This is a genomic window from Rhizobacter sp. OV335 (assembly GCF_900142965.1).
Lineage (GTDB): Bacteria > Pseudomonadota > Gammaproteobacteria > Burkholderiales > Burkholderiaceae_C > Rhizobacter.
In genome coordinates, this window is record NZ_FRCQ01000011.1 from 1 (window position 1) to 23,214 (window position 23,214).

The window sequence follows — 23,214 nt, forward strand, 5'->3', positions numbered from 1 at the left end:
TTCGTGAACTGACTGTCGCCGACTGTTTGACCACAACGAACGAAGTGAGTGACGGGAGTTTCGGCGACGGGCCATGAAACCAGTCAGCGCAGGGCAGTCATTGCCCCCCAGGGGCGATGACCGCACCTGACGGCGAGCCACAGCCTCCCCACCCGCGCCTTTGCCGCACACGAGAACGTCAGCTCCGGTAATCCGCGTTGATCTTCACGTAGTCGTAGCTCAGGTCACAGGTCCACACCGTAGCCGTTGCCACACCACGGTTCAGCACCACGCGCACATCGATCTCGCTCTGCTTCATCACGCGCTGCCCGTCTTCCTCGCGGTAGCTCGGGTTGCGCCCGCCCTGCTTCGCGACGTGCACGTCGTCGAGGAACAGGTCGATCTTCGTCTGGTCGAGATCGGCAATGCCGGCATAACCCACTGCCGCCAGGATGCGGCCGAGGTTGGGATCGCTCGCAAAGAACGCCGTCTTGACCAGCGGCGAATGCGCGATCGCATACGCCACCTGCTGGCACTCGGCCTCGCTGCCACCGGCATCGACCTGCACCGTGATGAACTTGGTCGCGCCCTCGCCATCGCGCACGATCGCCTGCGCGAGTTGCTGCGCGACGCTGACCAGCGCCTCGCGCAACGCCGCGCCTTCAACGCTGTCGACGCTGGTGATCGGCGCATGCCCGGCCTGGCCGGTCGCGACGACGACGAACGAATCGTTGGTCGACGTGTCGCCGTCGATCGTGATGCGGTTGAACGACAAGTCGGCCGCCTCCTTCACCAGGCTCTGCATCAGCGCCGGCGCGATCACCGCGTCGGTGGCCACGAAGCTCAGCATCGTCGCCATGTTCGGGCGGATCATCCCGGCCCCCTTGCTGATGCCGGTCACCGTGACCGTCTTGCCACCGATGCGCAGCTGGCGCGACGCCGCCTTCGGCAACGTGTCGGTCGTCATGATGGCCTCGGCGGCCACGCCCCAGTTGTCTTCCTTCAGGTCGGCCAGCGCCGCCGGCAGGCCGGCCTCGATGCGGTCGTTCGGCAGCGGCTCCATGATCACGCCGGTCGAGAACGGCAGCACCTGCTCGGGCGCCAGCTCCAGGTGGCGCGCGAGCGCCACGCAGGTCGAGAACGCACGCACCAGGCCGTCTTCGCCGGTGCCGGCGTTCGCGTTGCCGGTGTTGATCACGATCGCGCGCGGCCCGGTGCCACTCGCCAGGTGCTTGCGGCACAGCTGCACCGGCGCGGCGCAGAAACGGTTGCTGGTGAAGACGCCGGCCACCTGCGAGCCCTCGGCCAGCGTGATCACGCTCAGGTCGCGGCGGTTGGCCTTGCGCACCCCCGCCATCGTGATGCCGAGCTTGACGCCGGGAACGGGGTGCAGGGTCTTGGGATCGGGGGCGCTCAGGTTGACGGGCATGGCGGTCTCTCAGTCGGGCAGCGGGTGAGGGAATGCATTGTAGAAAGAGGCGATGTCATCGTGCAGCTTCGCGAGCACGACCTGGTCACTGAGTTCGCCGCTTTCGTCGCGCTCGTAGGCCCGCAGCAGGCCCTCGCGCTTCATGCCCAGGCGCTCGGCCAGCCCGATCGACCGGTGGTTCCGTGCATCGCACCACGCCTCGATGCGCATCACACCCAGCCCGAACGCCAGCTGCAGCAGCGCCGAACCAGCCTCGTGCATCAGGCCGCGCCCGGCCTGGCGCGAATCGGCCACGTAGCCGATCTGGCAGCGCGGCACCTCGAACTCGAAGCTGTGCAGGTCGAGGTTGCCGACGAAGGCACCAGTCTCGCGGTCGAATGCGAAATAGATCAGGCACTCGCCCTTTGCCACGCGCTCGGCATTGCGGCGGCAGAAGCTCTCGGCCCTTTCGGCCGTGAAGGGCATCTGCCCCCAAGCGATGAAGCCCAATTCACCGAGCGACGCGTTGACGCTCTCCATCACGACGGCCGCGTGCGATTCGCGCGGATGCTCCAGCCGCAGCCGCGGCGTGAACAGCTCGCGCGGCGCGCCTTGCAGCGTGCTTTCATCCATCGATCAGATCTCCCAAACGACAACGGAGCCCGAAGGCTCCGTCGTTTGCTGCATCAGGTCAAGTCAAGCCAATTTGCCGTGGCATTGCTTGTACTTCTTGCCGCTGCCGCACGGGCACGGGTCGTTGCGGCCGACCGGCGGGATGCCGCTCGCCACCATCTGCGCGAAGCGCGCCACATCCGGCTCCTGCGACACGCTGCCGTCTTCGTTCGGGTGCGTGTAGGTCACGTTGCTGATGGCCTCGGCGCGTTCCTCGATCGCCTCGGCCGCCTGCGCGACCTGCTCCTGCGTCTGCACGCGCACCGTCATCAGGATGCGGGTCACGTCCATCTTGACGACATCGAGCAGTTGGCTGAACAGCTCGAAGGCCTCGCGCTTGTACTCCTGCTTCGGGTTCTTCTGCGCATAGCCGCGCAGGTGGATGCCCTGGCGCAGGTAGTCGAGCGCCGCCAGGTGCTCGCGCCAGTGCTGGTCGATCTGCTGCAGCAGGATCATCCGTTCGAACGGGATGAACTGCTCGGCACCGACGATCGCGAGCTTGGCCGCGAAGGCCTCGTGGCCGGCCTTCACCACCATCTCGACAATCTCGTCGTCGGTGATCGCCTGGCTCTTCTCGACATGCGCCTTCACCGCCAGCTCGAGCTGCCACTCGTCGCGCAGCGTCTTCTCGAGCGCATCGAGGTCCCACTGCTCCTCGACGCTCTCGGCCGGCACGTAGGTGCGCACCACGTCGGTCAGCGTGCTCTCGCGCAGGCTCGCCACCTGCGCATCGAGCTGCGGCGCCTCGAGGATGTCGTTGCGCTGCTGGTAGATCACCTTGCGCTGGTCGTTCGAGACGTCGTCGTACTCGAGCAGCTGCTTGCGCACGTCGAAGTTGCGCGCCTCGACCTTGCGCTGCGCGCTCTCGATGCTGCGCGTGACGATGCCGGCCTCGATCGCCTCGCCCTCGGGCATCTTCAGCCGGTCCATGATCGCGCGCACGCGGTCGCCGGCGAAGATGCGCATCAGCGGGTCTTCGAGCGACAGGTAGAAGCGCGACGACCCCGGGTCGCCCTGGCGGCCCGAGCGGCCACGCAACTGGTTGTCGATGCGCCGCGACTCATGCCGCTCGGTCGCGATGATGCGCAGGCCACCGGCCGCCTTCACCTGGTCGTGCAGGCCCTGCCATTCGCTCTTCAGCGTGTCGGAGCGCGAGACCTTGTCGGCTTCGGCGACGGCGTCGTCGGCCTCGATCAGCTGGATCTGCTTCTCGACGTTGCCGCCCAGCACGATGTCGGTGCCGCGGCCGGCCATGTTGGTCGCGATCGTGATCACGCCCGGGCGCCCGGCCTGCGCGACGATCTCGGCTTCCTTCGCGTGCTGCTTGGCGTTCAGCACCTGGTGCGGCAGCTGCGCCTTCTGCAGCAGCGTGGAGATCAGCTCCGAGTTCTCGATCGAGGTCGTGCCCACCAGCACCGGCTGGCCGCGCTTGACGCAGTCGCGGATGTCGTCGATGACAGCGTTGAACTTTTCCTTGTTGGTCTTGTAGACCAGGTCGAGTTCGTCCTTGCGCACCGTCGGCCGGTTCGGCGGGACGATCACCGTTTCCAGGTTGTAGATCTCCTGGAACTCGTAGGCCTCGGTGTCGGCCGTGCCGGTCATGCCCGACAGCTTGCCGTACATGCGGAAGTAGTTCTGGAAGGTGATCGATGCGAGGGTCTGGTTCTCGCTCTGGATCTCGACGCCTTCCTTGGCCTCGACCGCCTGGTGCAGGCCGTCGGACCAGCGGCGGCCCGTCATCAGCCGGCCGGTGAACTCGTCGACGATGATCACCTCGCCGTCCTGCACCACGTAGTGCTGGTCGCGGTTGTACAGGTGGCGCGCGCGCAGCGCGGCGTACACATGGTGCATCAGCGTGATGTTCTGCGGGTCGTACAGGCTCGCGCCCTCGACCAGCAGGCCGGCCTCGCGCAGGATGCGCTCGGCGTTCTCGTGGCCGTCTTCGGTCAGGAAGACCTGGTGCGTCTTCTCGTCGACGGTGAAGTCGCCCGGCTCGATCACGCCTTCGCCGGTGCGCAGGTCGAGCTCGCCGATCTGCTTCTTCAGTTGCGGCACCACGGCGTTGATGCGCACGTAGAGCTCGGTGTGGTCTTCGGCCTGCCCGCTGATGATCAGCGGCGTGCGGGCTTCGTCGATCAGGATCGAATCCACCTCGTCGACGATGGCATACGACAGGCCGCGCTGCACGCGGTCGGCCGTCTCGTAGACCATGTTGTCGCGCAGGTAGTCGAAGCCGTATTCGTTGTTGGTGCCGTAGGTGACGTCGGCGGCGTAGGCGGCCTGCTTCTCCTCGCGCGACATCTGCGGCAGGTTGATGCCGACCGTCAGGCCCAGGAAGTTGTACAGCCTGCCCATCCATTCGGCGTCGCGGCGCGCCAGGTAGTCGTTCACCGTCACCAGGTGCACGCCCTTGCCGGCCAGCGCATTCAGGTAGACCGGCAGCGTGGCCATCAGCGTCTTGCCTTCGCCGGTGCGCATTTCGGCGATCTTGCCGTTGTGCAGCGACATGCCGCCGATCAGCTGCACGTCGAAGTGGCGCATCTTCAGGATGCGCTTGCCGCCTTCACGGGCGACCGCAAAGGCCTCGGGCAGCAGCGCGTCGAGCGTTTCGCCCTTCGCGTGGCGTTCCTTGAACTCGGCCGTCTTGGCCTTCAGCGCCTCGTCGCTGAGCTGCTCGAACTGCGGCTCCAGCGCATTGATCTGCTGCACAACCAGCCGGTACTGCTTGAGCAGTCGGTCGTTGCGGCTACCGAAAATCTGGGTGAGAAGCTTGGGCAACATGCAGCGTCAGGGGTTGGTATACGGAAGGCAGCTGCGACCTCTCACGATTCTTCGCGACTTCTCGAAAAGAAAAGGGGCCGACTTCTTGGATGCTGGGGTGAGCTGAGGGTGCGGCCCGCCTTTACAAGCCCGGCGCACGAACAGCGAAAGCGGCGGATTTTACGGCAAGCGGACGTCGCCGGCGTGGCCGGGGTGCGTTGTCAGCTCAGCGCCGGCTCAGCACCGGCTCAGCGCCGGGCGGCACCCTTCGCGGCCGCGGTGTTGCCGGCCTTCGCCCCGCCGGCCAGGAATTTCGCCGGGTCCTGCGGCACGCCCTCGACCAGCACCTCGAAGTGCAGGTGCGGGCCGGTCGAGCGGCCGGTGGTGCCGACATAGGCCACGACCTGGCCGCGCCGGACCAGGTCGCCGGTCTTGACCGCGATGCGCGAGGTGTGCGCATAGCGGGTCACCAGGCCGTTGCCGTGGTCGATCTCGAGCAGGTTGCCGTAGGCCGGGTGCACGTCGGTGGAGCGCACCACGCCGCCGGCCGCCGCCATGATGGGGGTGCCGACGTCGGTCGGGAAATCGAGACCGGTGTGCAGCGCGGCACGCCCGGTGAACGGGTCGGTGCGGAAGCCGAAGCCGGAGCCGACCTGCACGTCGATCGGCCGGCTGTTGGGCACCATCAGCTGCTGCATGCGCTGCTCGAACAGGCGCGACTCGACCATCGTGAACAGGTCGGTGCTCTGCTCGGCCGCTTCGTCGAGCGACGACACCATGCCGGTCAGTTGATCGAACGACGGCGTGCGCGCCGGCACGAAGGGGCCGCCCTGCCCGCCGGACACGGCGGCCGGCACGATCTGTTTCAACTCTTCCGGTTTCATACCGGCCAGGCCCGAGACTCGCTCGCCCATCGCCTCAAGCTTGATCAGCTTGGCCTGCATCTCGCCGACCTTCTGCGCCATCGCGTCGAGGTTCTCGCGGACGAAGCGGTCGCGCTGGGCGAATTCATCGCGCACCACCAGCCGGACGATCTGGCTGACCACCGGCCAGCCTTCGCGCGCCGCCTTCAGGAACACCACGTGGTAGATGGTGCCGGACAGCAGCATCAGCACCAGCGCCAACCCCACCAGGGCACCGAAGGCCTGGAAGCGGTTGAAGCGCAATACACGCGTTCGGGCCAAGGTGCCGTGCGTGATCAGGATCTGCATCGCTAAACTCCTTCCGGTGAAACCGAAGACATCCCCGGTCACCCCCAACGCCTTGCGCATCGAAGAGGCCCTGAGCCGAAGTGCGCCTCTGGCTCACTTGCAGCGCTTGCTGCAGGAGTCGAATGCACGCTTCGATGCGGTACGAAACTGTTTGCCACCCACACTGGCCCTGCATGTGAAGCCCGGGCCGGTCGACGATGAGGGCTGGTCTCTGCTTGCGGCCAACTCTGCGGTCGCCTCCAAGCTGCGCCAGCTGCAACCCCGGATGGAGCAAACACTCCGTGCCCGGGGCTGGCAGGTTACTGCAATACGGGTGAAGGTTCAATCAACCTGAGGCCTGACGTGTGTCAGGGGGTTGATGAAGAAATGTGTCTGGCCTAGACCACTGCGGCCAGATCGATGGTGGTGCCCCCGGCAGGAATCGAACCCGCGACCTTCGGTTTACAAAACCGCTGCTCTACCAGCTGAGCTACAAGGGCTGAGGCGGGGATTCTATTTGATGCGCTTGAGCGCCGGACGCGGCCCGCCGCCGCCCGCCGGAGGTTCGGGCGGTTTGTCTTCTTCAGACTCGCCAGCCGGTGCCGCGGCCGCCGGCTCGGCACTGCCTTCGGTCGTGGCCAGGCGCAGCCCGCCGCCCGCCGGACGTTCCGGCGGCGCGGCGTCATCCGACGCGCCGGCCGTCTCGGCCGCCGATTCGCTGGGCATCGGGAAGGCCATGCCCTGCCCGTTCTCGCGCGCATAGATCGCGATGACATGGTCCACCGGCACCGCGATCTCGCGGGCGACGCCGCCGAAACGTGCCTTGAACTCGATCAGCTCGTTGCCCAGCTTCAGGGCCGTGGTGGCTTCGAAGCTGACGTTGAGCACGATCTCGTTGTTCTTCACGTACTCGGCCGGCACGTGCACGCCCCGGTCGACGAACACCGCGAGGTACGGGGTGAAGCCGTTGTCGGTGCACCAGTCGTGCAACGCACGAATCAGGTACGGGCGGGTCGATGAGCCGGCGTTGCCCGGTGCCGTGGGAGTGGAAGCCATGCGGAGTGTTCAGTCACGCAATCACTTGCGCATCACCTTCTCGGACGGCGTCAGCGCCTCGATGTAGGCCGGGCGCGAGAAGATGCGCTCGGCGTACTTCAGCAGCGGCACGGCGTTCTTCGACATGTCGATGCCGTAGTAGTCCAGGCGCCACAGCAGCGGTGCGATGGCCACGTCGAGCATCGAGAAGTCGTCGCCCAGCATGTACTTGTTCTTCAGGAAGATCGGCGCGAGCTGCGTCAGGCGGTCGCGGATCTGCGCGCGCGCCTTCTCGAGCTGCTTGTCGTTGGGCTTCAGGCCGCGCGACTCGAGCACGTTGACGTGCGAGAACAGCTCCTTCTCGAAGTTCAGCAGGAACAGCCGCACGCGGGCGCGCGCCACCGGGTCGCCCGGCATCAGCTGCGGGTGCGGGAAGCGCTCGTCGATGTACTCGTTGATGATGTGCGACTCGTACAGGATGAGATCGCGCTCGACGAGGATCGGCACCTCGTTGTACGGATTCATCAGCGCGATGTCTTCGGGCTTGGCGAAGAGGTCGACGTCGCGAATCTCGAAGTCCATGCCCTTTTCGAACAGGACGAAGCGGCAACGATGCGAGTAAGGGCAGGTCGTTCCGGAGTAAAGCACCATCATGGTGGTGGCTCCTTGAAGCTGAGGTCAAACAAAACACAAGACGCAGCAGGCACGCCGTCAGGCAGCCGCTGCGTCGTCGACCCGGGCCGTCGTGCAGCCCGGGGCGCGAAATCACATCGTTATTTCACGTCTTTCCAGTAAACCGCGTTCAGGCGCCAGGTGATGACGACGAACACGGAGAGGAACAGCAGCACCCAGACGCCGACGCGAATGCGCTGGCCCTGGGCTGGCTCTCCCATCCACTGTAGGTAGGCGACGAGGTCGGCCACGGCCTCGTCGTAATCGTTGGCGCTCAGCTTGCCGGGCGTCACCTGCTCGAAGCCGGCGAAGCGATGCATCGACTTCGCCTCGTCGTGCGGGTCTTTCTCTTCGACGAACTTCGCGACGCGCTGGCCCTGCAGTTCCCACAGCACATGCGGCATCGCGACGCTCGGGAAGGCCAGGTTGTTCCAGCCGGTCGCCTTGGTGTCGTCGCGGTAGTAGCTGCGCAGGTAGGTGTACAGGTAGTCGGCACCCGAGCCCTTGCCGATGTCGGCACGCGAACGGGCGATCACCGACAGGTCAGGCGGCAAGGCACCGAACCAGTCCTTGGCCTGCTTCGGGTCGAGCGAGGTCTTCATCGTGTCGCCGACCTTGTCGGTCGCGAACAGCAGGTTGGCCTTGATCTGCGCTTCGGTCAAGCCGATGTCACGCATGCGGTTGTAGCGCATGAACGCGGCCGAGTGGCAGTTCAGGCAGTAGTTGACGAACAGCTTGGCGCCGTTCTGCAGCGCCGCCAGGTCGGTGGTCTTGGCCGACGGGAACTTGTCCCAGGCCACGCCGCCTTCCGAAGCCTGCGCCGCGCCACCCATCAGTGCCAGGCTCGCCAGCAACGTGAGAAGGAGTTTCTTCATGGTGTTGTCTCCGGGGCTCTCGTGGTGATCAGTGGGCGTGGAAGGTCACGCGGTCGGGCACGGGCTTGAAGGTGCCCAGCTGGCTCCACCACGGCATCAGCAGGAAGAAGCCGAAGTACAGCAGCGTACCCACTTGCGACACGTAGTTGCCGACTTCGGACGGCGGCTGCACGCCCAGGTAGCCCAGGATCAGGAAGAACACGACGAAGACGCCGTACACGAGCTTGTGCCAGTCGGGGCGATAGCGGATCGACTTGACCGGGCTGTGGTCCAGCCAGGGCAGGAAGAACAGGATGATGACGGCACCGCCCATCACCACCACGCCCCAGAACTTGGCGTCGAACACGTTCAGCAGCGCGACCGCGATGACCGCGACGACCACCATCGCCAGCTTGGCGGCACCGCCGAACTTGCCCTTCAGCAAGGCCGCGACGGTGGCCACCGCGATGATGCCGGACAGCACCTGCACCATCAGCGTGGTGGTCGCGCGCAGCATCGAGTAGAACGGCGTGAAGTACCAGACCGGGGCGATGTGCGCCGGCGTCTTCAGCGGATCGGCCGGGATGAAGTTGTTGTACTCGAGGAAATAGCCGCCGAACTCGGGCGCGAAGAACACCACCGCGCTGAAGATCAGCAGGAAGCCGGCGACGCCGAAGATGTCGTGCACCGAGTAGTACGGGTGCGAGGGGATGCCGTCCAGCGGGTGGCCGTCCGGGCCGCGCTTGGCCTTGATCTCGATGCCGTCGGGGTTGTTCGAACCCACTTCGTGCAGCGCGATCAGGTGGGCTGCCACCAGGCCCAGCAGCACCAGCGGCACCGCGATCACGTGGAAGCTGAAGAAGCGGTTCAGCGTGGCGTCGCTCACGACGTAGTCGCCGCGGATCAGCAGCGCCAGGTCGGGGCCGACGAACGGCACCGCGGCGAACAGGTTCACGATGACCTGCGCGCCCCAGTACGACATCTGGCCCCACGGCAGCAGGTAGCCCATGAAGGCCTCGGCCATCAGGCACAGGAAGATCGCGCAGCCGAAGATCCAGACCAGCTCGCGCGGCTTGCGGTAGCTGCCGTACATCAGCCCGCGGAACATGTGCAGGTAGACGACGATGAAGAACGCCGAGGCGCCCGTCGAGTGCATGTAGCGGATCAGCCAGCCCCAGGGCACGTCGCGCATGATGTACTCGACCGATGCGAAGGCGAGCGCCGCGTCGGGCTTGTAATGCATCACGAGGAAGATGCCGGTGACGATCTGGATCACCAGCACCAGCATCGCGAGTGAGCCGAAGAAGTACCAGAAGTTGAAGTTCTTCGGTGCGTAGTACTGCCCCCACTGCTCGTTCCACATCTTCGTGGCGGGGAAGCGGTTGTCGACCCAGGTCATGAGCTTGACGCCCACGGACGCATTGGCGGGCACTTGCTTGAATTCAGCCATGTCGTTGTTCTCCGGGGTGCTCGGGGCTCAGGCCTTCTTGTCTTCGCCGATCAGCAGCTTGGCGTCGGACAAGTACATGTGCGGCGGCACTTCGAGGTTGTCGGGCGCGGGCTTGTTCTTGTAGACGCGGCCGGCCATGTCGAAGGTCGAGCCGTGGCACGGGCACAGGAAACCGCCGGTCCAGTCGTCGGGCAGCGAAGGCTGGGCACCGGCCTGGAACTTGTCGCTCGGCGAGCAGCCGAGGTGCGAGCAGATGCCCACCACCACCAGCACCTCGGGCTTGCGCGAGCGGCCCTCGTTGCGTGCGTATTCGGGGGTCAGCTCATCGGGCTTGCGCTGCGAATTGGGGTCGGCGAGCTGCGCGTCGTTCTTCGGCAGCGTGGCGAGCTGCTCGGGCGTGCGGCGGACGATCCACACCGGCTTGCCGCGCCATTCGACCGTTTTCTTCTCGCCCGGCTTCAGGTCGCTGATGTCCACTTCGACGGCGGCACCGGCGGCACGTGCCCGCTCGGAGGGCTGGAAGGTGCTGACAAAAGGGACGGCGGCTGCGACGCCACCGACGGCACCGGCACCGCAGGCGATGGCCACCCAGGTGCGACGGCCTTGATCGACATGGGATTCACCATGGTGTGAACCACCTTGCTCGCCTCTTTGCTCACTGCTGTCTGAACGACCTTGCTTGTCACTCATTGGGGGTCCTCGGCTTGCGACTTCTAGTCACGGGCAACCGAGAATTCTAGCGGACGTGTCAACCCCCTCCCCCGGCGCCGAGGGGTCCGCGCCACTGCGGGCGGACCCTCATTGACGCGGGTTTCGGCTTGACATCCACCATTGCTGGTCAATACTGCCGCGCAACACCAAGAACAGGAGCACCCCATGGGATTCGCCACCGAATTCAAGGCTTTCGCGATGAAGGGCAATGTCGTCGACCTCGCGGTCGGCGTCATCATCGGCGCGGCCTTCGGCAAGATCGTCGATTCCATCGTCAAGGACCTGATCATGCCGGTGATCGGCCGCCTGATCGGCGGGCTCGATTTTTCGAACTATTTCCTGATGCTGGCCAATCCACCGGCCGACTTCAAGGGCCCGCAGACTTACGAGGCGCTGACAAAAGCCGGCGTTCCGCTGTTCGCCTACGGCAACTTCATTACCGTGGCGCTCAACTTCGTGATCCTGGCCGTCATCATTTTCGTGATGGTCAAGCAGATCAACCGCCTCAAGCACGAGGCCCCGGCCGCGCCGCCGGCCGCCGTGCCCGAAGACGTGCAATTGCTGCGCGAGATCCGCGATTCGCTGAAGAAGTGACCGTTCGCGCCGCGGGGCGTGAAATGCTCCCCGCCGGCCGACGTCGCCGCGCCGCAACGCGGCGCGTGCCCCTTGCGTTTGGGCTCATACTGGCGGTATCTCCGTCCGGACCACCCGTCCGGCGGTTTCGCCCCGGTCCGCCCATCGGCCCTGTCCGTAGATGAATCCGATCGATCCACGTTCGCAAGCGGCGTTCGACGCCGCCATCAGCCACCTGAAGACGACCACCGCGGCGGTGGCGGACCGCGTGTCGACCCATCTGGGCACGCTGGCTTCGGCGGCGATGCGCATCTACGAACGCGACATCCTGATCACCGCGCAGCTCGACCTGCGCCGCCACATGAGCACCTTCGTGCTGGTGTTCGGCGACACCCTGAGCAAGCGCGTGACGCGCGAACTGAGCCCGAACCGCGAGAGCGGCCGCAGCCTCGCCGAGACCGACTGGATGTCGCTCAGCATCGTTGGCGACGCCGAGATGGAAGAGCAGATGTCGGCCGACCGCATCAGCCAGGCCATCACCCACGCCTGCGAGTGGGAGCTGCGCGACATGGCGGCCTACACCGGCACGCTGCTGGGCATCGGGCGCGCCGACCAGGAACGCAACCCGCTGCGCGGCGAGGTGATGGGCGCCGCGGTGTTCCGCGCGATCGAATCGGTGTCGAACGAGCGCGAGACGCGCAAGGTGCTGGCGCGCGAGATGAGCCTCGCGCTGGCGCGCGCGATGCCCACCTGCTATGGCGACATCCTGAAGGATTTCCGCGCCCGCGGCGTGCAACCGGTCAGCCTGTCGGTGCGCGGCGTCGAAGGCCCGGGCAACGAGCTGGCGCGCGACCGTGTCAATTCCGGCTACGCGACGCTGCGCGACAGCGGCTCGTCCGGCAGCGGCAACCTGTACAGCCCGACCACGATGACCGGCGACTTCGACAGCGGCCAGGGCGGCCTGCCCGGCCGCGGCCAGGGCATGCCCGGCGCGTCATCCCGCGGCGGCTTCGGCGGTCCCGGCGGCGGGGCAGGCGGCAATGGCGGCGGGAGTGGCGGGAGTGGCGGCAATGCAGGCGTCGGCACGATGGGCCGCCCCGGCACCAGCACGCTCGGCCGCGATGGCGCCGGCCGCGGCAACGCGAGCTTTGGCAACCCGAACGCCGGCGCCGGCCGCTTCACGCCGCGCCCCGGTGTCAGCGCGCAGGCCGATGCCGAGCTGATGTCGCTGATCCGCCGGCTGACCTTCCTGGCCACCCGCCCGGGTGACCTGGGCGGGCCGACCGGCGGCGGCCTGCACACCGGCTCGCCCGGCCTCGGGCGCGCGAGCGCGCTCGCCAGCCTGAGCGGCGCCATCACCGGCAGCGGCGGCCTGAACGAGGGCTTGTCGGGCCTGATGGCGGTCAACGTGATCCGCCAGCACCGCGACGAATTGCGCCAGGCCTCGACCGGCTCGCTCGACCACATGGTGATCGATGTGGTCGGCAGCCTGTTCGACCAGATTCTGTCCGACCCGCGCGTGCCGCCGCAGATGGCGCGCCAGATCGCCCGCCTGCAGCTGCCGGTGCTGCGCGTCGCGCTGGCCGACCCGAGCTTCTTCTCGTCGCGCAAGCACCCGGTGCGCCGTTTCGTGAACCGCATCGCGTCGCTCGCGGTCGCGTTCGACGACCTCGACGAAGGCGCCGGCAAGCAGTTCATGGCCCGGGTGCGCGACCTGGTGCAGGAGATCGTGCAGGGCGACTTCGACCAGATCGAGCTCTACACCTCCAAGCTCGGCGCGCTCGAGACCTTCATCGCGCAGCAGGCCAGGGAAGAGGTGCAGGCGAATGCGTCGGCGGTGACGCTGGTCGACGCGAAGGAATCCGACCTGCGCGTGCAGCAGCGCTACATGCTGCAGCTGCAGGCCGCGCTGAACCCGATGGCGCTGCCCGACTACCTGCGCAACTTCCTGGCCCAGGTGTGGAGCCAGGCGCTCGCGCAGGGCACGAAGGCGCACGGCGTGAACTCCGAGCTGGTGCAGCGCCTGAAGCGCGCCGGCCGCGACCTGGTGATGAGCGTGCAGCCCAAGGGCTCGCCGGCGATGCGCAAGAAGTTCCTGATGCAGCTGCCGCCGCTGATGAAGGACCTGAACGAAGGGATGGCGCTGATCGGTTGGCCGGACGCGGCGCAGAAGGAGTTCTTCAGCAAGCTGCTGCCGGCGCATGCCGATTCGCTGAAGGGCCAGCCGCTGTCGGAGCTCGAGTACAACCTGTTGTCCAAGCAGCTCGAAGGCGTGTTCAACACGGCGCTGCCGGAGCCTGACGGCCTGTTGCGCGACGTGCCGATGTCCAGCATGGGCGCCGCGCCGATCGAACCCCACTTCTCGCCGGACGAGGCCAAACGCATCGGCCTGGTGCAAGAGAGTTCGATCGACTGGTCGGGCAGCGTCGACATCGACCTGACCGCCGACACCGGCCCGGACACCGAGCCGGGCGCCGGTGGCGGCGACACGCAGCCGGGGCCGCTGCACGTTGGCGGCGTCGACATCGACCTCGACCTGTCCCCGAGCGAGCCGGCCGAGCCGTCGCACGGCGTGCAGCTGATGGACCACGTGAAGCTCGGCTTCGCCTACCAGATGCACCTGAACGACCAGTGGCAGAAGGTGCGCCTGAGCTACGTGAGCCCGGGGCGCGCGTTCTTCGTGTTCACGCGCGGCAAGCGCCACCACGAGACGGTGTCGCTGACCTCGCGGATGCTCGCGCGCATGTGCGAAACCGGGCGCTTCAAGGCGTTCGAGCAGGCCTACCTGATGGAGCGCGCGACCGCACGGGCGCGCAAGCAGCTGGCGGCGTTGTCGGCGTCGTCTTCTTCCCAGCCGACGACACGCCACTGACCCGACCCGGATTGGCATCCGGGCTACAGGCGACGTGCCATCTCCAGCGCCGCCAACAAGCTCGACGCATCGGCGCGGCCGGTGCCGGCGATGTCGAACGCGGTGCCGTGATCGGGGCTGGTGCGCACGAACGGCAGCCCGAGCGTCACGTTGACGCCCTGCTCGACACCGAGGTACTTCACCGGGATCAGCCCGTGGTCGTGCGTCATCGCCACCACCAGGTCGAACTCGCCGCGGCGGGCGCGCATGAACACCGTGTCGGGCGCGAACGGGCCGGTCGCATCGATGCCCTCGGCACGCGCGGCCTCGATGGCCGGGCGGATGATGCGGATCTCTTCATCGCCGAACAGCCCGCCTTCCCCCGCATGCGGATTCAGCCCAGCCACCGCGATGCGCGGCGCCGGCTCGCCCCAGCGGGCTGCCGCCTGCTGCGAGATGCGCAGCGTCTGCAGCACCGCGTCGAAGGTCACCGCATCGATCGCGCGCCGCAGCGACAGGTGGATCGTCACGAGCACGGTGCGCAGCTCGTCGTTGGCCAGCATCATGCGCACCGGCGGCAGCGGCGCGCCGGCATCCACCGACAGCGCCTGCAGCATCTCGGTGTGCCCCGGGAACGCGACCCCGGCGGCCGACAGCGCCTCCTTGTGGATCGGCGCGGTGACGATGGCCGCGATCTCCGCGCCGCGCGCCAGCCGCACCGCCTGCTCGATGCAGCGCGCCGCCGCCGCACCGGCCCGCGCATCGACCTGCCCGATCGGCGCCGCCATCAGGTCGACCGGCAGGCCGGGCGGCACCAGCACCGGGATGCAGCCCGGCGGCACGTCGGGCGCATCGGCCGCGCGCTCGATCGCGGCCACCACCAGCCCGCCACCGGTCGATGCGACCGCACGGCGCTGCACCGCCACATCGCCGATCACGAAGCAGCCCACCGCCTGCGGCGTGCGGAACAGCTTCGCGATGATCTCCGGGCCGATGCCGCAGGCATCGCCCTGCGTCAGCGCGATCGGTGCACGGTTCGTCATTCGGTGGCGCCTTTCAGGTCAGCGATTCAGATCAAGGGCCGCGGCGACAGCTTGCCATCGCCATACAGGTCGGCAATGCGCTCCAGCGCCTGCACGTCGGTGAGGAACAGCTGCCCATTCTCGATGCGGTGCAGCCCGCGCCGCTCCAGCTTGCGCAAGGTCTTGTTGGTGTGCACCAGCGACAGCCCGAGCGCATCGGCGACGTGCTGCTGCGTCAGCGGGAACGGCACGCCATTCGCGCCGGCATCGGGCATCAGCGCGGCGGCGCGCCGGAACAGGTGCACCAGCAGCGTCGCCACCCGCTCGGCCGCGCTGCGCCGGCCCACCGACAGCAGGTTGTCGTCGACCAGCGCCTCTTCGTGCGCGGCCAGCCAGGTGACCGCGAAGCCGAGCCGCGGCGTGTGCTGGTGCAGCGACCACAGCGAATCACGCTCGAACACGCACAGCCAGGCCTCGCCCAGCGCCTCGACGCCATGCACCGCGGCATCGGTCATCTTCTGCTGCACGCCGATGAAGTCGCCGGGCAGCAGGAAGTTCAGGATCTGCCGGCGGCCGTCGCTCAGCGTCTTGTAGCGGAAAGCCCAGCCCGAGAACAGCGTGAACAGCGGCGCGTCGGTCGCGCCCTCGTCGATGATGCTGGCCCCGCTGTCGCGCCGCAGCTCGCGGTGCTTCAGCGACTGGATCAGCGCCAGCTCGTCGGGCGCCGCCCCCACGAACAGCGGCAGCGCGCGCAGCGGGCACTCGCTGCACGGAATGCGCACCGCGGGGTGTTGCGGTGCAGTGTCTTTTGACATGTGTGCGGCCCTCCGCGGCCGATAGATTGGAGGTTTGGGCCTCCTCTTGAACCCACTCGCCCCGTTGTCCGCCCCATCACCCGTGTACCGCGTCCTCTACCTCAGCCATCTCGCGTCCGGTCGGGACTTCTCGGTGGTTGCGCAGATTCTGCACGTGTCCCGCGAACGCAACCAGCAGCTCGGCGTCACCGGCGCGCTGGTGTTCGATGGCGCGCGCTTCTGCCAGCTGATCGAGGGTCCGCGCGCGCATGTCGTCTCGCTGGCGCAACGCATCCAGGCGGATCCGCGCCACACCGGCTACCGCGTGCTGTTCGAGAACGAGGACGGCAGCGCGCGATTGCTGCCGCGCTGGCTCACCGGCTACTGCGAGCCCGACGACCTCGACGTCTTCGAGGACGGCACAGCCCTTACCGCCGCCCAGGCCCTGCAGACGTTCCTGCAGCGCGTGCCGGGCTGGGACCTGTCGTCCTGAAACCGGTGACCGACCCCGGCTTGTTTCGCTCGTTGCGCTGACTCCTGCGCGGGAATCTCCCGTCCGGCCGGAGTCGCCCTGCCCCTACGCTGCACAGCCAGGGTGCCTCCAGAGCAAGAAGTAGACGTGTGGCAGTTTCGTGCGGACAAGACCGCACGCCAAGCTCCGCTGAGCATCGGTCGATCATTCGCACGACTGAGGAGACAAGATTGCAACAAGATCGTTCAACGCCGCGGCGAGGCTTCGCCCTGCGGCTGGGATGGCTCGCGGCCTTGCTGGCGGCGGGCTGCGGCGGTGGCGGGCACGAGGACGCGCCAGTCACTGCGTCGCGTGCCCCGACCGAAGCCGCGCAGGCGGCCGACGTGAACCTGCTGCCGCTGGTGAACCCGTTCGTCGGCACCAAGATCGGCAACCCGAACCCCGACAACCAGGGCACCGGCGGTGCGGTCGGCAACACCTTCCCCGGTGCGACGCTGCCGTTCGGCATGGTGCAGTACAGCCCCGACACCGGCTACGGCGAGTTCTACGGCTTCGGCGGCTACAACTACGACAAGGGCGTGATCCAGGGCATCAGCCTGATCCACTCCAGCGGCACCGGCTGCTCGATCCAGCAGGACATCTCGATGCTGCCCATCGTCGGCAACATCGCCAGCTCGCCCGGCACCCACATCGAGAACTACCAGGTCGGCTTCTCGCACGCCAACGAGCAGGCCGTGCCGGGCTCGTACCGCGTCGGGCTGAACAACGGCGTCAATGCCGAGCTGACCGTCACGAAGCGCACCGGCGCCGGCCGCTTCACCTGGCCGGCCACCAATGACGCGACGATGATCCTGAACATCGGCCGCAACGGCGTCGGCGCGCGCAGCGCGCAGCTGGAGATCGTCGGCACAGACTCGGTCCAGGGCTTCGTCGAGACCGGCGGCGTATGCGGCGGCGGCGGCTACTTCGTCTACTTCCACGGCCAGTTCGACAAGCCGTTCGCGAGCTTCGGCACCTACCAGGGCGACACCGTGACGCCCGGTTCGCGCACCGCGGCGCGCGCGCAGAACAACGGCGGCTGGGTCAAGTTCGCCGGCGGCGGGCAGGTGGGTCTGCGCATCGGCGTCTCGTACGTCAGCACCGCGAACGCGAAGCTGAACATGCAGACCGAGAACCCGGCCTGGGATTTCGACGGGCTGAAGAGCGCGGCCCAGGCCACCTGGAACGCGACGCTGAACAAGGTGCAGGTGACCGGCGGCTCGACCGACGACCGCACCAAGTTCTACAGCGCGCTGTACCACTCGCTGCTGCACCCCAACCTGTTCAGCGACGTGAACGGCCAGTACATCGGCTTCGACAACAAGACCTACACCACGAACGGCTGGGACAAGTACGCCACTTTCTCCGGCTGGGACATCTACCGCTCGCAGGTGCAGCTGATCGGCTGGCTCGCGCCGAAGGAGGCGAGCGACATGGCGCAGTCGATGGTGGTCGACGCCGAGAAGGGCGGCGGCGGCTACCCGAAGTGGCCGACCGCGAACGATGACACCTGCGTGATGGTGGGCGATGCCGGCGCGGTGATCGTCGCCAACCTGTACGCCTTCGGCGGCCGCAGCTTCGACACCACCGCCGCGCTGCGCTACATGGAGCAGGGCGCGACCCAGCCCGGCACCCGTTCGCGCAACTGCGAGACGCGCCCGGGACTGGCCGACTACCTGGGCCACGGCTACATCCCGATCGAGACGCCCAACCTGTGGGGCGCCGCTGCGTCGGCCGAGGAGTACGCGCTGGCTGATTCGGCGATTGCGCAGTTCGCGGCGTCGCTCGGCGACACCGTCAAGCGCGACAAGTACCTGACGCAGGCGCAGATGTGGAAGCCGCTGTACTCCAAGGTCAGCGGCTACCTCCATCCGCGCACCGCGGGCGGCAGCTTCAAGAGCGGGTTCACGCGCACCGACGGCGCCGGTTTCGTCGAAGGCGATTCGGCGCAATACACCTGGATGGTGCCGCAGAACTACCGCGGCCTGTTCGACCGCATGGGCGGCAACGCGGCAGCCATCGCGCGGCTGGACGAGCACTTCACGCAGCTCGACTCGGGGCCGAACAGCCCGTATGCCTTCATGGGCAACGAGCCGGAGCACGGCACGCCGTGGGCCTACAACTTCGCCGGGGCGCCGTACAAGTCGCAGGCGGTGGTGCGGCGCATCCTGACCGACCTGTACAAGACCGGGCCCGACGGTCTGACCGGCAACGACGACCTGGGCGCCACCTCGGCCTGGTACGTGTGGGGTGCGCTCGGGCTGTACCCGGAGATCCCGGGCCTCGGCGGCTTCGTGCTCGGCAGCCCGCTGTTCCCGAGCACCGCGGTGCGCATGGGCAACGGCCGCACGCTGACGATCAACGCATCGAACGCGGGCGCGAACGGGACCTACGTGCAGAGCCTGAAGTTGAACGGCGCGACGTCGACGCGCACCTGGCTGGCACTGACGCAACTGGGCACGGACACCACGCTGGACTTCGTGCTCGGCGGCAGCGCCAACACCGCCTGGGGCAGCGCTGCGGCCGATGCGCCGCCGTCGTTCGATGCGCCGCGCACGACCACCAACGCGAGCGGCTTCTTCTCGGACTTCGAAGCCGGCATCGCGCAGCCGGACTGGAACGACACCGTCGACTTCCAGGCCAACATCGGTGGCTTCTGCTGCGGGCTGGCGCAGATGGAGACCTCGACGCGGCGCGAGAACATCGCGCACAGCGGCACGACGGCGCTGATGTACTCGGGCAACGACGCCGACGCGACGCGCTCGTTCTCGTACAACAAGGTGTTCGACGTGCGCATCCCGGTGACCGCGAGCACGACGCTGTCGTACTGGATCTACCCGCAGAGCTCGGCGCCGAACAGCGCGTTCGTGGCGGTCGACCTGATCTTCACCGACGGCAGCAGCCTGCGCGATTCGGGGGCGACCGACCAGAACGGCGTGCGGGTGCATCCGGAGTTCCAGGGCCGCGGCGGCCGGCTCGCCGGCAACAGCTGGAACGAGGTGCGCTCGAACATCGGCCAGTGGGCAGCCGGCAAGACGATCGCGCGCATCCTGGTGGCCTACGACCGGCCGGACGCCACCGGCACGTTTCGCGGATTCGTCGACGACATCCGCGTCGCGCCCTGATCACGCCGGGTTGTCGATCTCGATGAACTCGTGCTCGAGGCCGAATTTCTCGGCCACGTGCGCGGCCAGCGCAGGCGCACCATAGCGCTCGCTGGCGTGGTGCCCGCACGCGAAGAAGGCCACGCCGGTCTCGCGTGCGAGGTGTGCCTGCGGTTCGGAGATCTCGCCGGTGACGTAGGCATCGGCACCGGCGGCGATCGCCGCTTCGAAGTACCCCTGGGCACCGCCGGTGCACCAGGCGACGCGCCGGATCGGGCGGCCCATCCCGGATGCACCCGGGTCGACCGCGACCGGTGCTCGGTTCATCCGCAGGCTCAGCAGCGCCGTCAGCGCCGGCACCGTCAGCGGCTGCGCCGGGCTGCCGATCCAGCCCAGGTCCTGGTCGCCGAAGCGGCCGTCGGCCATGAAATTGAGCCGCACGCCGAACTGCGCGTTGTTGCCGAACTGCGGGTGCGCGTCCAGCGGCAGGTGGTAGGCCAGCAGGTTGACCTGGGCCGCCAGCAGCCGCTCGATGCGGCCCTTCAGCCAGCCGGTGATGCGGCCGTCATGGCCTTTCCAGAACAGGCCGTGGTGCACCAGCAGCGCATCGGCGCCGCGCTCGATCGCCGCCTCGATGAAGGCCTGGCTTGCGGTGACGCCCGACACCAGCTTGCGCACTTCGGGTTTGCCCTCGACCTGCAGACCGTTCGGCCCATAATCGCGGAAGCGGCCCACGTCCAGCAGCGTGTTCAGGTAGGACTCGATTTCGGAGCGTGCGGCCATGACACAGGACCCTGTTGATGCGCAAGACGTGGCTGATTTTCTCCCAGGCCGTGACGGTGGCCGTGGCCGTGCTGTTCGTGGTCGCGACGCTGAAGCCGGATTGGGTGCGCCGCCAGCCCGGCAATGGCCTGCCGAGCATCGTGTCGATCAGCCAGGCGCCGTCGATCCAGACCGTGTCGCTGCCGCCCGGCGGCAGCGCCCCCAGCTACAGCGGCGCGGCGCGGCGCGCCTCGCCGGCGGTCGTCAGCATCACGGCCAGCAAGGCGCCGGCGCGCAGCCCGCACGGCGAAGACCCGTGGTTCAAGTTCTTCTTCGGTGAACAGGGCGCGCAGCAGCGCGAGCAGCCGCAGGTCGGCCTCGGCTCCGGCGTGATCGTCTCGCCCGAGGGCTACCTGCTGACCAACAACCATGTCGTCGAAGGTGCCGACGACATCGAGGTGCAGCTGGTCGACGCGCGCCGCGCGAAGGCCAAGGTGGTCGGCAGCGACCCCGACACCGACGTCGCGGTGCTGAAGATCACGCTCGACAAGCTGCCGGTGATCGCGTTCGGCAGCGCCGAGACGCTGCAGGTCGGCGACGTGGTGCTCGCGATCGGCAACCCGTTCGGCGTCGGCCAGACGGTGACCTCGGGCATCGTCAGCGCGCTCGGCCGCAACCAGCTGGGCATCAACACCTTCGAGAACTTCATCCAGACCGACGCGGCGATCAACCCCGGCAATTCGGGCGGCGCGCTGGTCGACACCAACGGCAACCTGCTGGGCATCAACACCGCGATCTACTCGCGCAGCGGCGGCAGCCTGGGCATCGGCTTCGCGATCCCCGAGACGACCGCGCGCCAGGTGATGGAGGGGCTGATCCGCGACGGCCAGGTCACCCGCGGCTGGATCGGCGTCGAACCGCGCGACCTGACGCCCGAGATCGCCGAGACCTTCAACCTGCCGATCAAGGAAGGCGTGCTGATCACCGGCGTGCTGCAGAACGGCCCGGCCGCGAGCGGCGGCCTGCGACCCGGTGACGTGGTCGTCAAGGTGGCCGACACGCCGGTGGGCAACACGGTGCAGCTGCTGGCCGCGGTGGCCGCGCTGAAGCCGAAGGAAAAGGCGCAGATCGGCGTGCAGCGCGGCGACAAGGCGCTGGAGATCAGCGTCATGGTGGCGCAGCGGCCACGCAGCAAGGTGGTTCCGCGGCAGGAGTGAGCCGGGGGGTCGTCAGAGACCCTCCGCGGCATCAGACTTTCTGCGTGGTGTCTTCCGGCGGCGCCTGCGTGTGCTTGATGAAAATCACCGAGGCCCAGATGCCGACCTCGTACAGGATGCACATCGGGATCGCGAGCGCGAGCTGCGAGACGATGTCGGGCGGCGTCACGACGGCCGCGACGATGAAGGCCAGCACGATGAAGTAGGCGCGGAACGCCTTCAGCTTGTCGAGCGTGACGATGCCCATGCGCGCCAGCACCACCACGACGATCGGCACCTCGAAGGCCGCACCGAACGCGACGAACATCGTCAGCACGAAGCTCAGGTACTCCTGGATGTCCGGCGTGGCCGCGATGCTCTTCGGCGCGAAGGTCTGGATGAACGCGAACACCTTGCCGAACACGAAGAAGTAGCAGAACGCGACGCCGATGAAGAACAGCAGCGTGCTCGAGATCACCAGCGGCAGCACCAGCTTCTTCTCGTGCGTGTAGAGCCCCGGCGCGACGAACGCCCACACCTGGTACAGCACCACCGGCAGCGCCAGCAGGAAGGCCGCCATCAGCGTGATCTTCAGCGGCACCAGGAACGGCGAGATCACGTTGGTCGCGATCAGCTTGCCGCCGGCCGGCAGCGCGGCCACCAGCGGGTGCGCCAGCAGGTCGTAGAGCGCGGCCGGACCGGGGTAGATCGCGAGGATGCCGAAGCACACGCCGATCGCGATCACCGCGCGGATCAACCGGTCGCGCAGTTCGATCAGGTGCGTGACGAAGGGCTGCTCGGTGCCTTCCAGCTCATCACGGCCGTCGCTGTTCAACTTCATGGGAGGGATTCACGGTTTTCTGGCCAAGGAGCGTCAGACCGACGAGCGCGGCGGGCGGAAGCGCGCGACACGCGCCGCGCCGGATTGCGCCTTGCTGCGCACGCCGTTGCGCTGCTTGTACCACTGCGGCGTCGCGCCGCGCTTCAGGCGCCAGTTCTTCTTCGGGTGCTTGTACTGCGGCGGCGGGGGTTCCCAGCCGAGGTGCTGGCCGCTGTTCGGGCTCGAGACGGCATCACCGGGCGCGTCCCAGGCGCTGGCCATGTCGGCGCGCGTCTGGTGGATCTCGTTCGACACCGTCTGCTCGACGTTGCGGGCCGCGTCCTCGAACTCGCCCTTCATCTTCTTGAGCTCTTCGAGCTCGATCGAGCGGTTGACCTCGGCCTTCACGTCGGCCACGTAGCGCTGCGCCTTGCCAAGCAGGTGGCCGACGGTGCGGGCGACCTTGGGCAGGCGCTCGGGGCCGATGACGATCAGCGCCACGGCGCCGATCAGCGCGATCTTGTCGAACCCGAAATCGATCATGCGGCCGCCATCCGACGGGCCAGCCCGGGCCGGCCTCGGATGCTCACGATTTGGTCTTCGCTTCGACGTCGACGGTGTTCGGATCGGCGGGCTTCTGGCCGACCTGTTGCGACGGCGGCACGGCGGCGTCGGTGCCGGCGCTGGCCGAGCCATCCTTGATGCCGTCCTTGAAGCCCTTCACGGCGCCACCGAGGTCGCTGCCGATGTTCTTGAGCTTCTTGGTGCCGAACACCAGGACCACGATCACCAGCACGATGAGCCAGTGCCAGATGCTGAATGAACCCATGATTCTTCTCCTGCGGGAAAT

Annotated in this window: 21 protein-coding genes and 1 tRNA gene; 6 read left to right on the plus strand and 16 right to left on the minus strand. The window is 67.5% G+C overall.

Features of this window, described 5'->3' with window-relative positions:
- Window positions 1-178: 178 nt before the first annotated feature.
- From argJ to BUE42_RS13240, 4 genes are all read right to left on the minus strand, one after another.
- Entirely contained in the window at window positions 179-1,408 is a 1,230-nt protein-coding gene (gene argJ / locus BUE42_RS13225; protein WP_073465580.1) for a bifunctional glutamate N-acetyltransferase/amino-acid acetyltransferase ArgJ, read from the minus strand.
- A gap of 9 nt (window positions 1,409-1,417) precedes the next feature.
- Window positions 1,418-2,020 carry a GNAT family N-acetyltransferase gene (locus BUE42_RS13230; protein WP_073465581.1) on the minus strand — a complete coding sequence of 201 codons (603 nt, stop codon included), beginning with the start codon at window positions 2,018-2,020 and terminating at the stop codon, window positions 1,418-1,420.
- Between the two features lie 63 nt (window positions 2,021-2,083).
- Window positions 2,084-4,840 (minus strand): preprotein translocase subunit SecA, encoded by a 2,757-nt coding sequence (gene secA / locus BUE42_RS13235; protein WP_073465582.1) that lies wholly within the window; start codon window positions 4,838-4,840, stop codon window positions 2,084-2,086.
- A gap of 227 nt (window positions 4,841-5,067) precedes the next feature.
- Window positions 5,068-6,030, minus strand: a complete 963-nt coding sequence (locus BUE42_RS13240; RefSeq protein ID WP_073465583.1) for a M23 family metallopeptidase — start codon at window positions 6,028-6,030, stop codon at window positions 5,068-5,070.
- Between the two features lie 16 nt (window positions 6,031-6,046).
- Between BUE42_RS13240 and BUE42_RS13245 the strand changes: the two genes are divergently transcribed.
- Window positions 6,047-6,364: a DciA family protein gene (locus BUE42_RS13245; protein ID WP_073465584.1), complete on the plus strand. Its 318-nt coding sequence runs from the start codon at window positions 6,047-6,049 to the stop codon at window positions 6,362-6,364.
- A 69-nt stretch (window positions 6,365-6,433) separates the two neighbouring features.
- Here BUE42_RS13245 and BUE42_RS13250 read toward each other — a convergent pair.
- The 6 genes from BUE42_RS13250 to petA all read right to left on the minus strand — a co-directional run bounded on the left by BUE42_RS13250 (window position 6,434) and on the right by petA (window position 10,710).
- Window positions 6,434-6,509, minus strand: a tRNA-Thr gene (locus BUE42_RS13250).
- 13 nt (window positions 6,510-6,522) lie between these two features.
- The gene (locus BUE42_RS13255) at window positions 6,523-7,065 is read right to left on the minus strand and encodes a ClpXP protease specificity-enhancing factor (protein ID WP_073465585.1); all 543 of its coding nucleotides are present in this window, start codon (window positions 7,063-7,065) and stop codon (window positions 6,523-6,525) included.
- A gap of 21 nt (window positions 7,066-7,086) precedes the next feature.
- Entirely contained in the window at window positions 7,087-7,698 is a 612-nt protein-coding gene (locus BUE42_RS13260) for a glutathione S-transferase N-terminal domain-containing protein (protein WP_073465586.1), read from the minus strand.
- 119 nt (window positions 7,699-7,817) lie between these two features.
- On the minus strand, window positions 7,818-8,591 hold the full coding sequence (locus tag BUE42_RS13265; protein ID WP_073465587.1) for a cytochrome c1: 774 nt from the start codon (window positions 8,589-8,591) through the stop codon (window positions 7,818-7,820).
- Between the two features lie 28 nt (window positions 8,592-8,619).
- Complete coding sequence (locus BUE42_RS13270) at window positions 8,620-10,020, minus strand: cytochrome b (RefSeq protein ID WP_073465588.1); 1,401 nt, start codon at window positions 10,018-10,020, stop codon at window positions 8,620-8,622.
- Window positions 10,021-10,047: 27 nt separating this feature from the next.
- A complete protein-coding gene (gene petA, locus BUE42_RS13275) occupies window positions 10,048-10,710 on the minus strand; it encodes a ubiquinol-cytochrome c reductase iron-sulfur subunit (protein WP_073465589.1) in 663 nt (220 codons plus the stop codon).
- 186 nt (window positions 10,711-10,896) lie between these two features.
- On the opposite strand from petA, the gene mscL reads away from it, so the two are divergent.
- Window positions 10,897-11,325: a large conductance mechanosensitive channel protein MscL gene (gene mscL, locus BUE42_RS13280; RefSeq protein WP_073465590.1), complete on the plus strand. Its 429-nt coding sequence runs from the start codon at window positions 10,897-10,899 to the stop codon at window positions 11,323-11,325.
- Window positions 11,326-11,485: 160 nt separating this feature from the next.
- Window positions 11,486-14,176, plus strand: a complete 2,691-nt coding sequence (locus BUE42_RS13285; RefSeq protein WP_073465591.1) for a DUF1631 family protein — start codon at window positions 11,486-11,488, stop codon at window positions 14,174-14,176.
- A gap of 23 nt (window positions 14,177-14,199) precedes the next feature.
- On the opposite strand, the gene pdxA is transcribed toward BUE42_RS13285, so the two are convergent.
- Together pdxA and BUE42_RS13295 are read right to left on the minus strand one after the other, a co-directional pair.
- On the minus strand, window positions 14,200-15,198 hold the full coding sequence (pdxA, locus tag BUE42_RS13290) for a 4-hydroxythreonine-4-phosphate dehydrogenase PdxA (RefSeq protein WP_073465592.1): 999 nt from the start codon (window positions 15,196-15,198) through the stop codon (window positions 14,200-14,202).
- A gap of 26 nt (window positions 15,199-15,224) precedes the next feature.
- Window positions 15,225-15,992, minus strand: a complete 768-nt coding sequence (locus BUE42_RS13295; RefSeq protein WP_073465593.1) for a Crp/Fnr family transcriptional regulator — start codon at window positions 15,990-15,992, stop codon at window positions 15,225-15,227.
- Window positions 15,993-16,074: 82 nt separating this feature from the next.
- Between BUE42_RS13295 and BUE42_RS13300 the strand changes: the two genes are divergently transcribed.
- Both BUE42_RS13300 and BUE42_RS13305 read left to right on the plus strand, forming a co-directional pair.
- Window positions 16,075-16,464: a BLUF domain-containing protein gene (locus BUE42_RS13300; protein ID WP_255376864.1), complete on the plus strand. Its 390-nt coding sequence runs from the start codon at window positions 16,075-16,077 to the stop codon at window positions 16,462-16,464.
- A 209-nt stretch (window positions 16,465-16,673) separates the two neighbouring features.
- Complete coding sequence (locus BUE42_RS13305; RefSeq protein WP_159445415.1) at window positions 16,674-19,607, plus strand: GH92 family glycosyl hydrolase; 2,934 nt, start codon at window positions 16,674-16,676, stop codon at window positions 19,605-19,607.
- Here BUE42_RS13305 and BUE42_RS13310 read toward each other — a convergent pair whose 3' ends face one another.
- A complete protein-coding gene (locus BUE42_RS13310) occupies window positions 19,608-20,369 on the minus strand; it encodes a Nif3-like dinuclear metal center hexameric protein (protein ID WP_073465596.1) in 762 nt (253 codons plus the stop codon).
- 17 nt (window positions 20,370-20,386) lie between these two features.
- On the opposite strand from BUE42_RS13310, the gene BUE42_RS13315 reads away from it, so the two are divergent.
- Window positions 20,387-21,565 (plus strand): trypsin-like peptidase domain-containing protein, encoded by a 1,179-nt coding sequence (locus tag BUE42_RS13315; protein ID WP_073465597.1) that lies wholly within the window; start codon window positions 20,387-20,389, stop codon window positions 21,563-21,565.
- A 31-nt stretch (window positions 21,566-21,596) separates the two neighbouring features.
- Here BUE42_RS13315 and tatC read toward each other — a convergent pair whose 3' ends face one another.
- From tatC to tatA, 3 genes are read right to left on the minus strand one after another with little or no spacing between them, the layout of a single operon-like run.
- A complete protein-coding gene (gene tatC / locus BUE42_RS13320; RefSeq protein ID WP_073465598.1) occupies window positions 21,597-22,385 on the minus strand; it encodes a twin-arginine translocase subunit TatC in 789 nt (262 codons plus the stop codon).
- Window positions 22,386-22,418: 33 nt separating this feature from the next.
- Window positions 22,419-22,907: a Sec-independent protein translocase protein TatB gene (gene tatB / locus BUE42_RS13325; protein ID WP_073465599.1), complete on the minus strand. Its 489-nt coding sequence runs from the start codon at window positions 22,905-22,907 to the stop codon at window positions 22,419-22,421.
- Window positions 22,908-22,950: 43 nt separating this feature from the next.
- Window positions 22,951-23,193 carry a Sec-independent protein translocase subunit TatA gene (gene tatA / locus BUE42_RS13330; protein WP_073465600.1) on the minus strand — a complete coding sequence of 81 codons (243 nt, stop codon included), beginning with the start codon at window positions 23,191-23,193 and terminating at the stop codon, window positions 22,951-22,953.
- Between the last annotated feature and the right edge of the window lie 21 nt (window positions 23,194-23,214).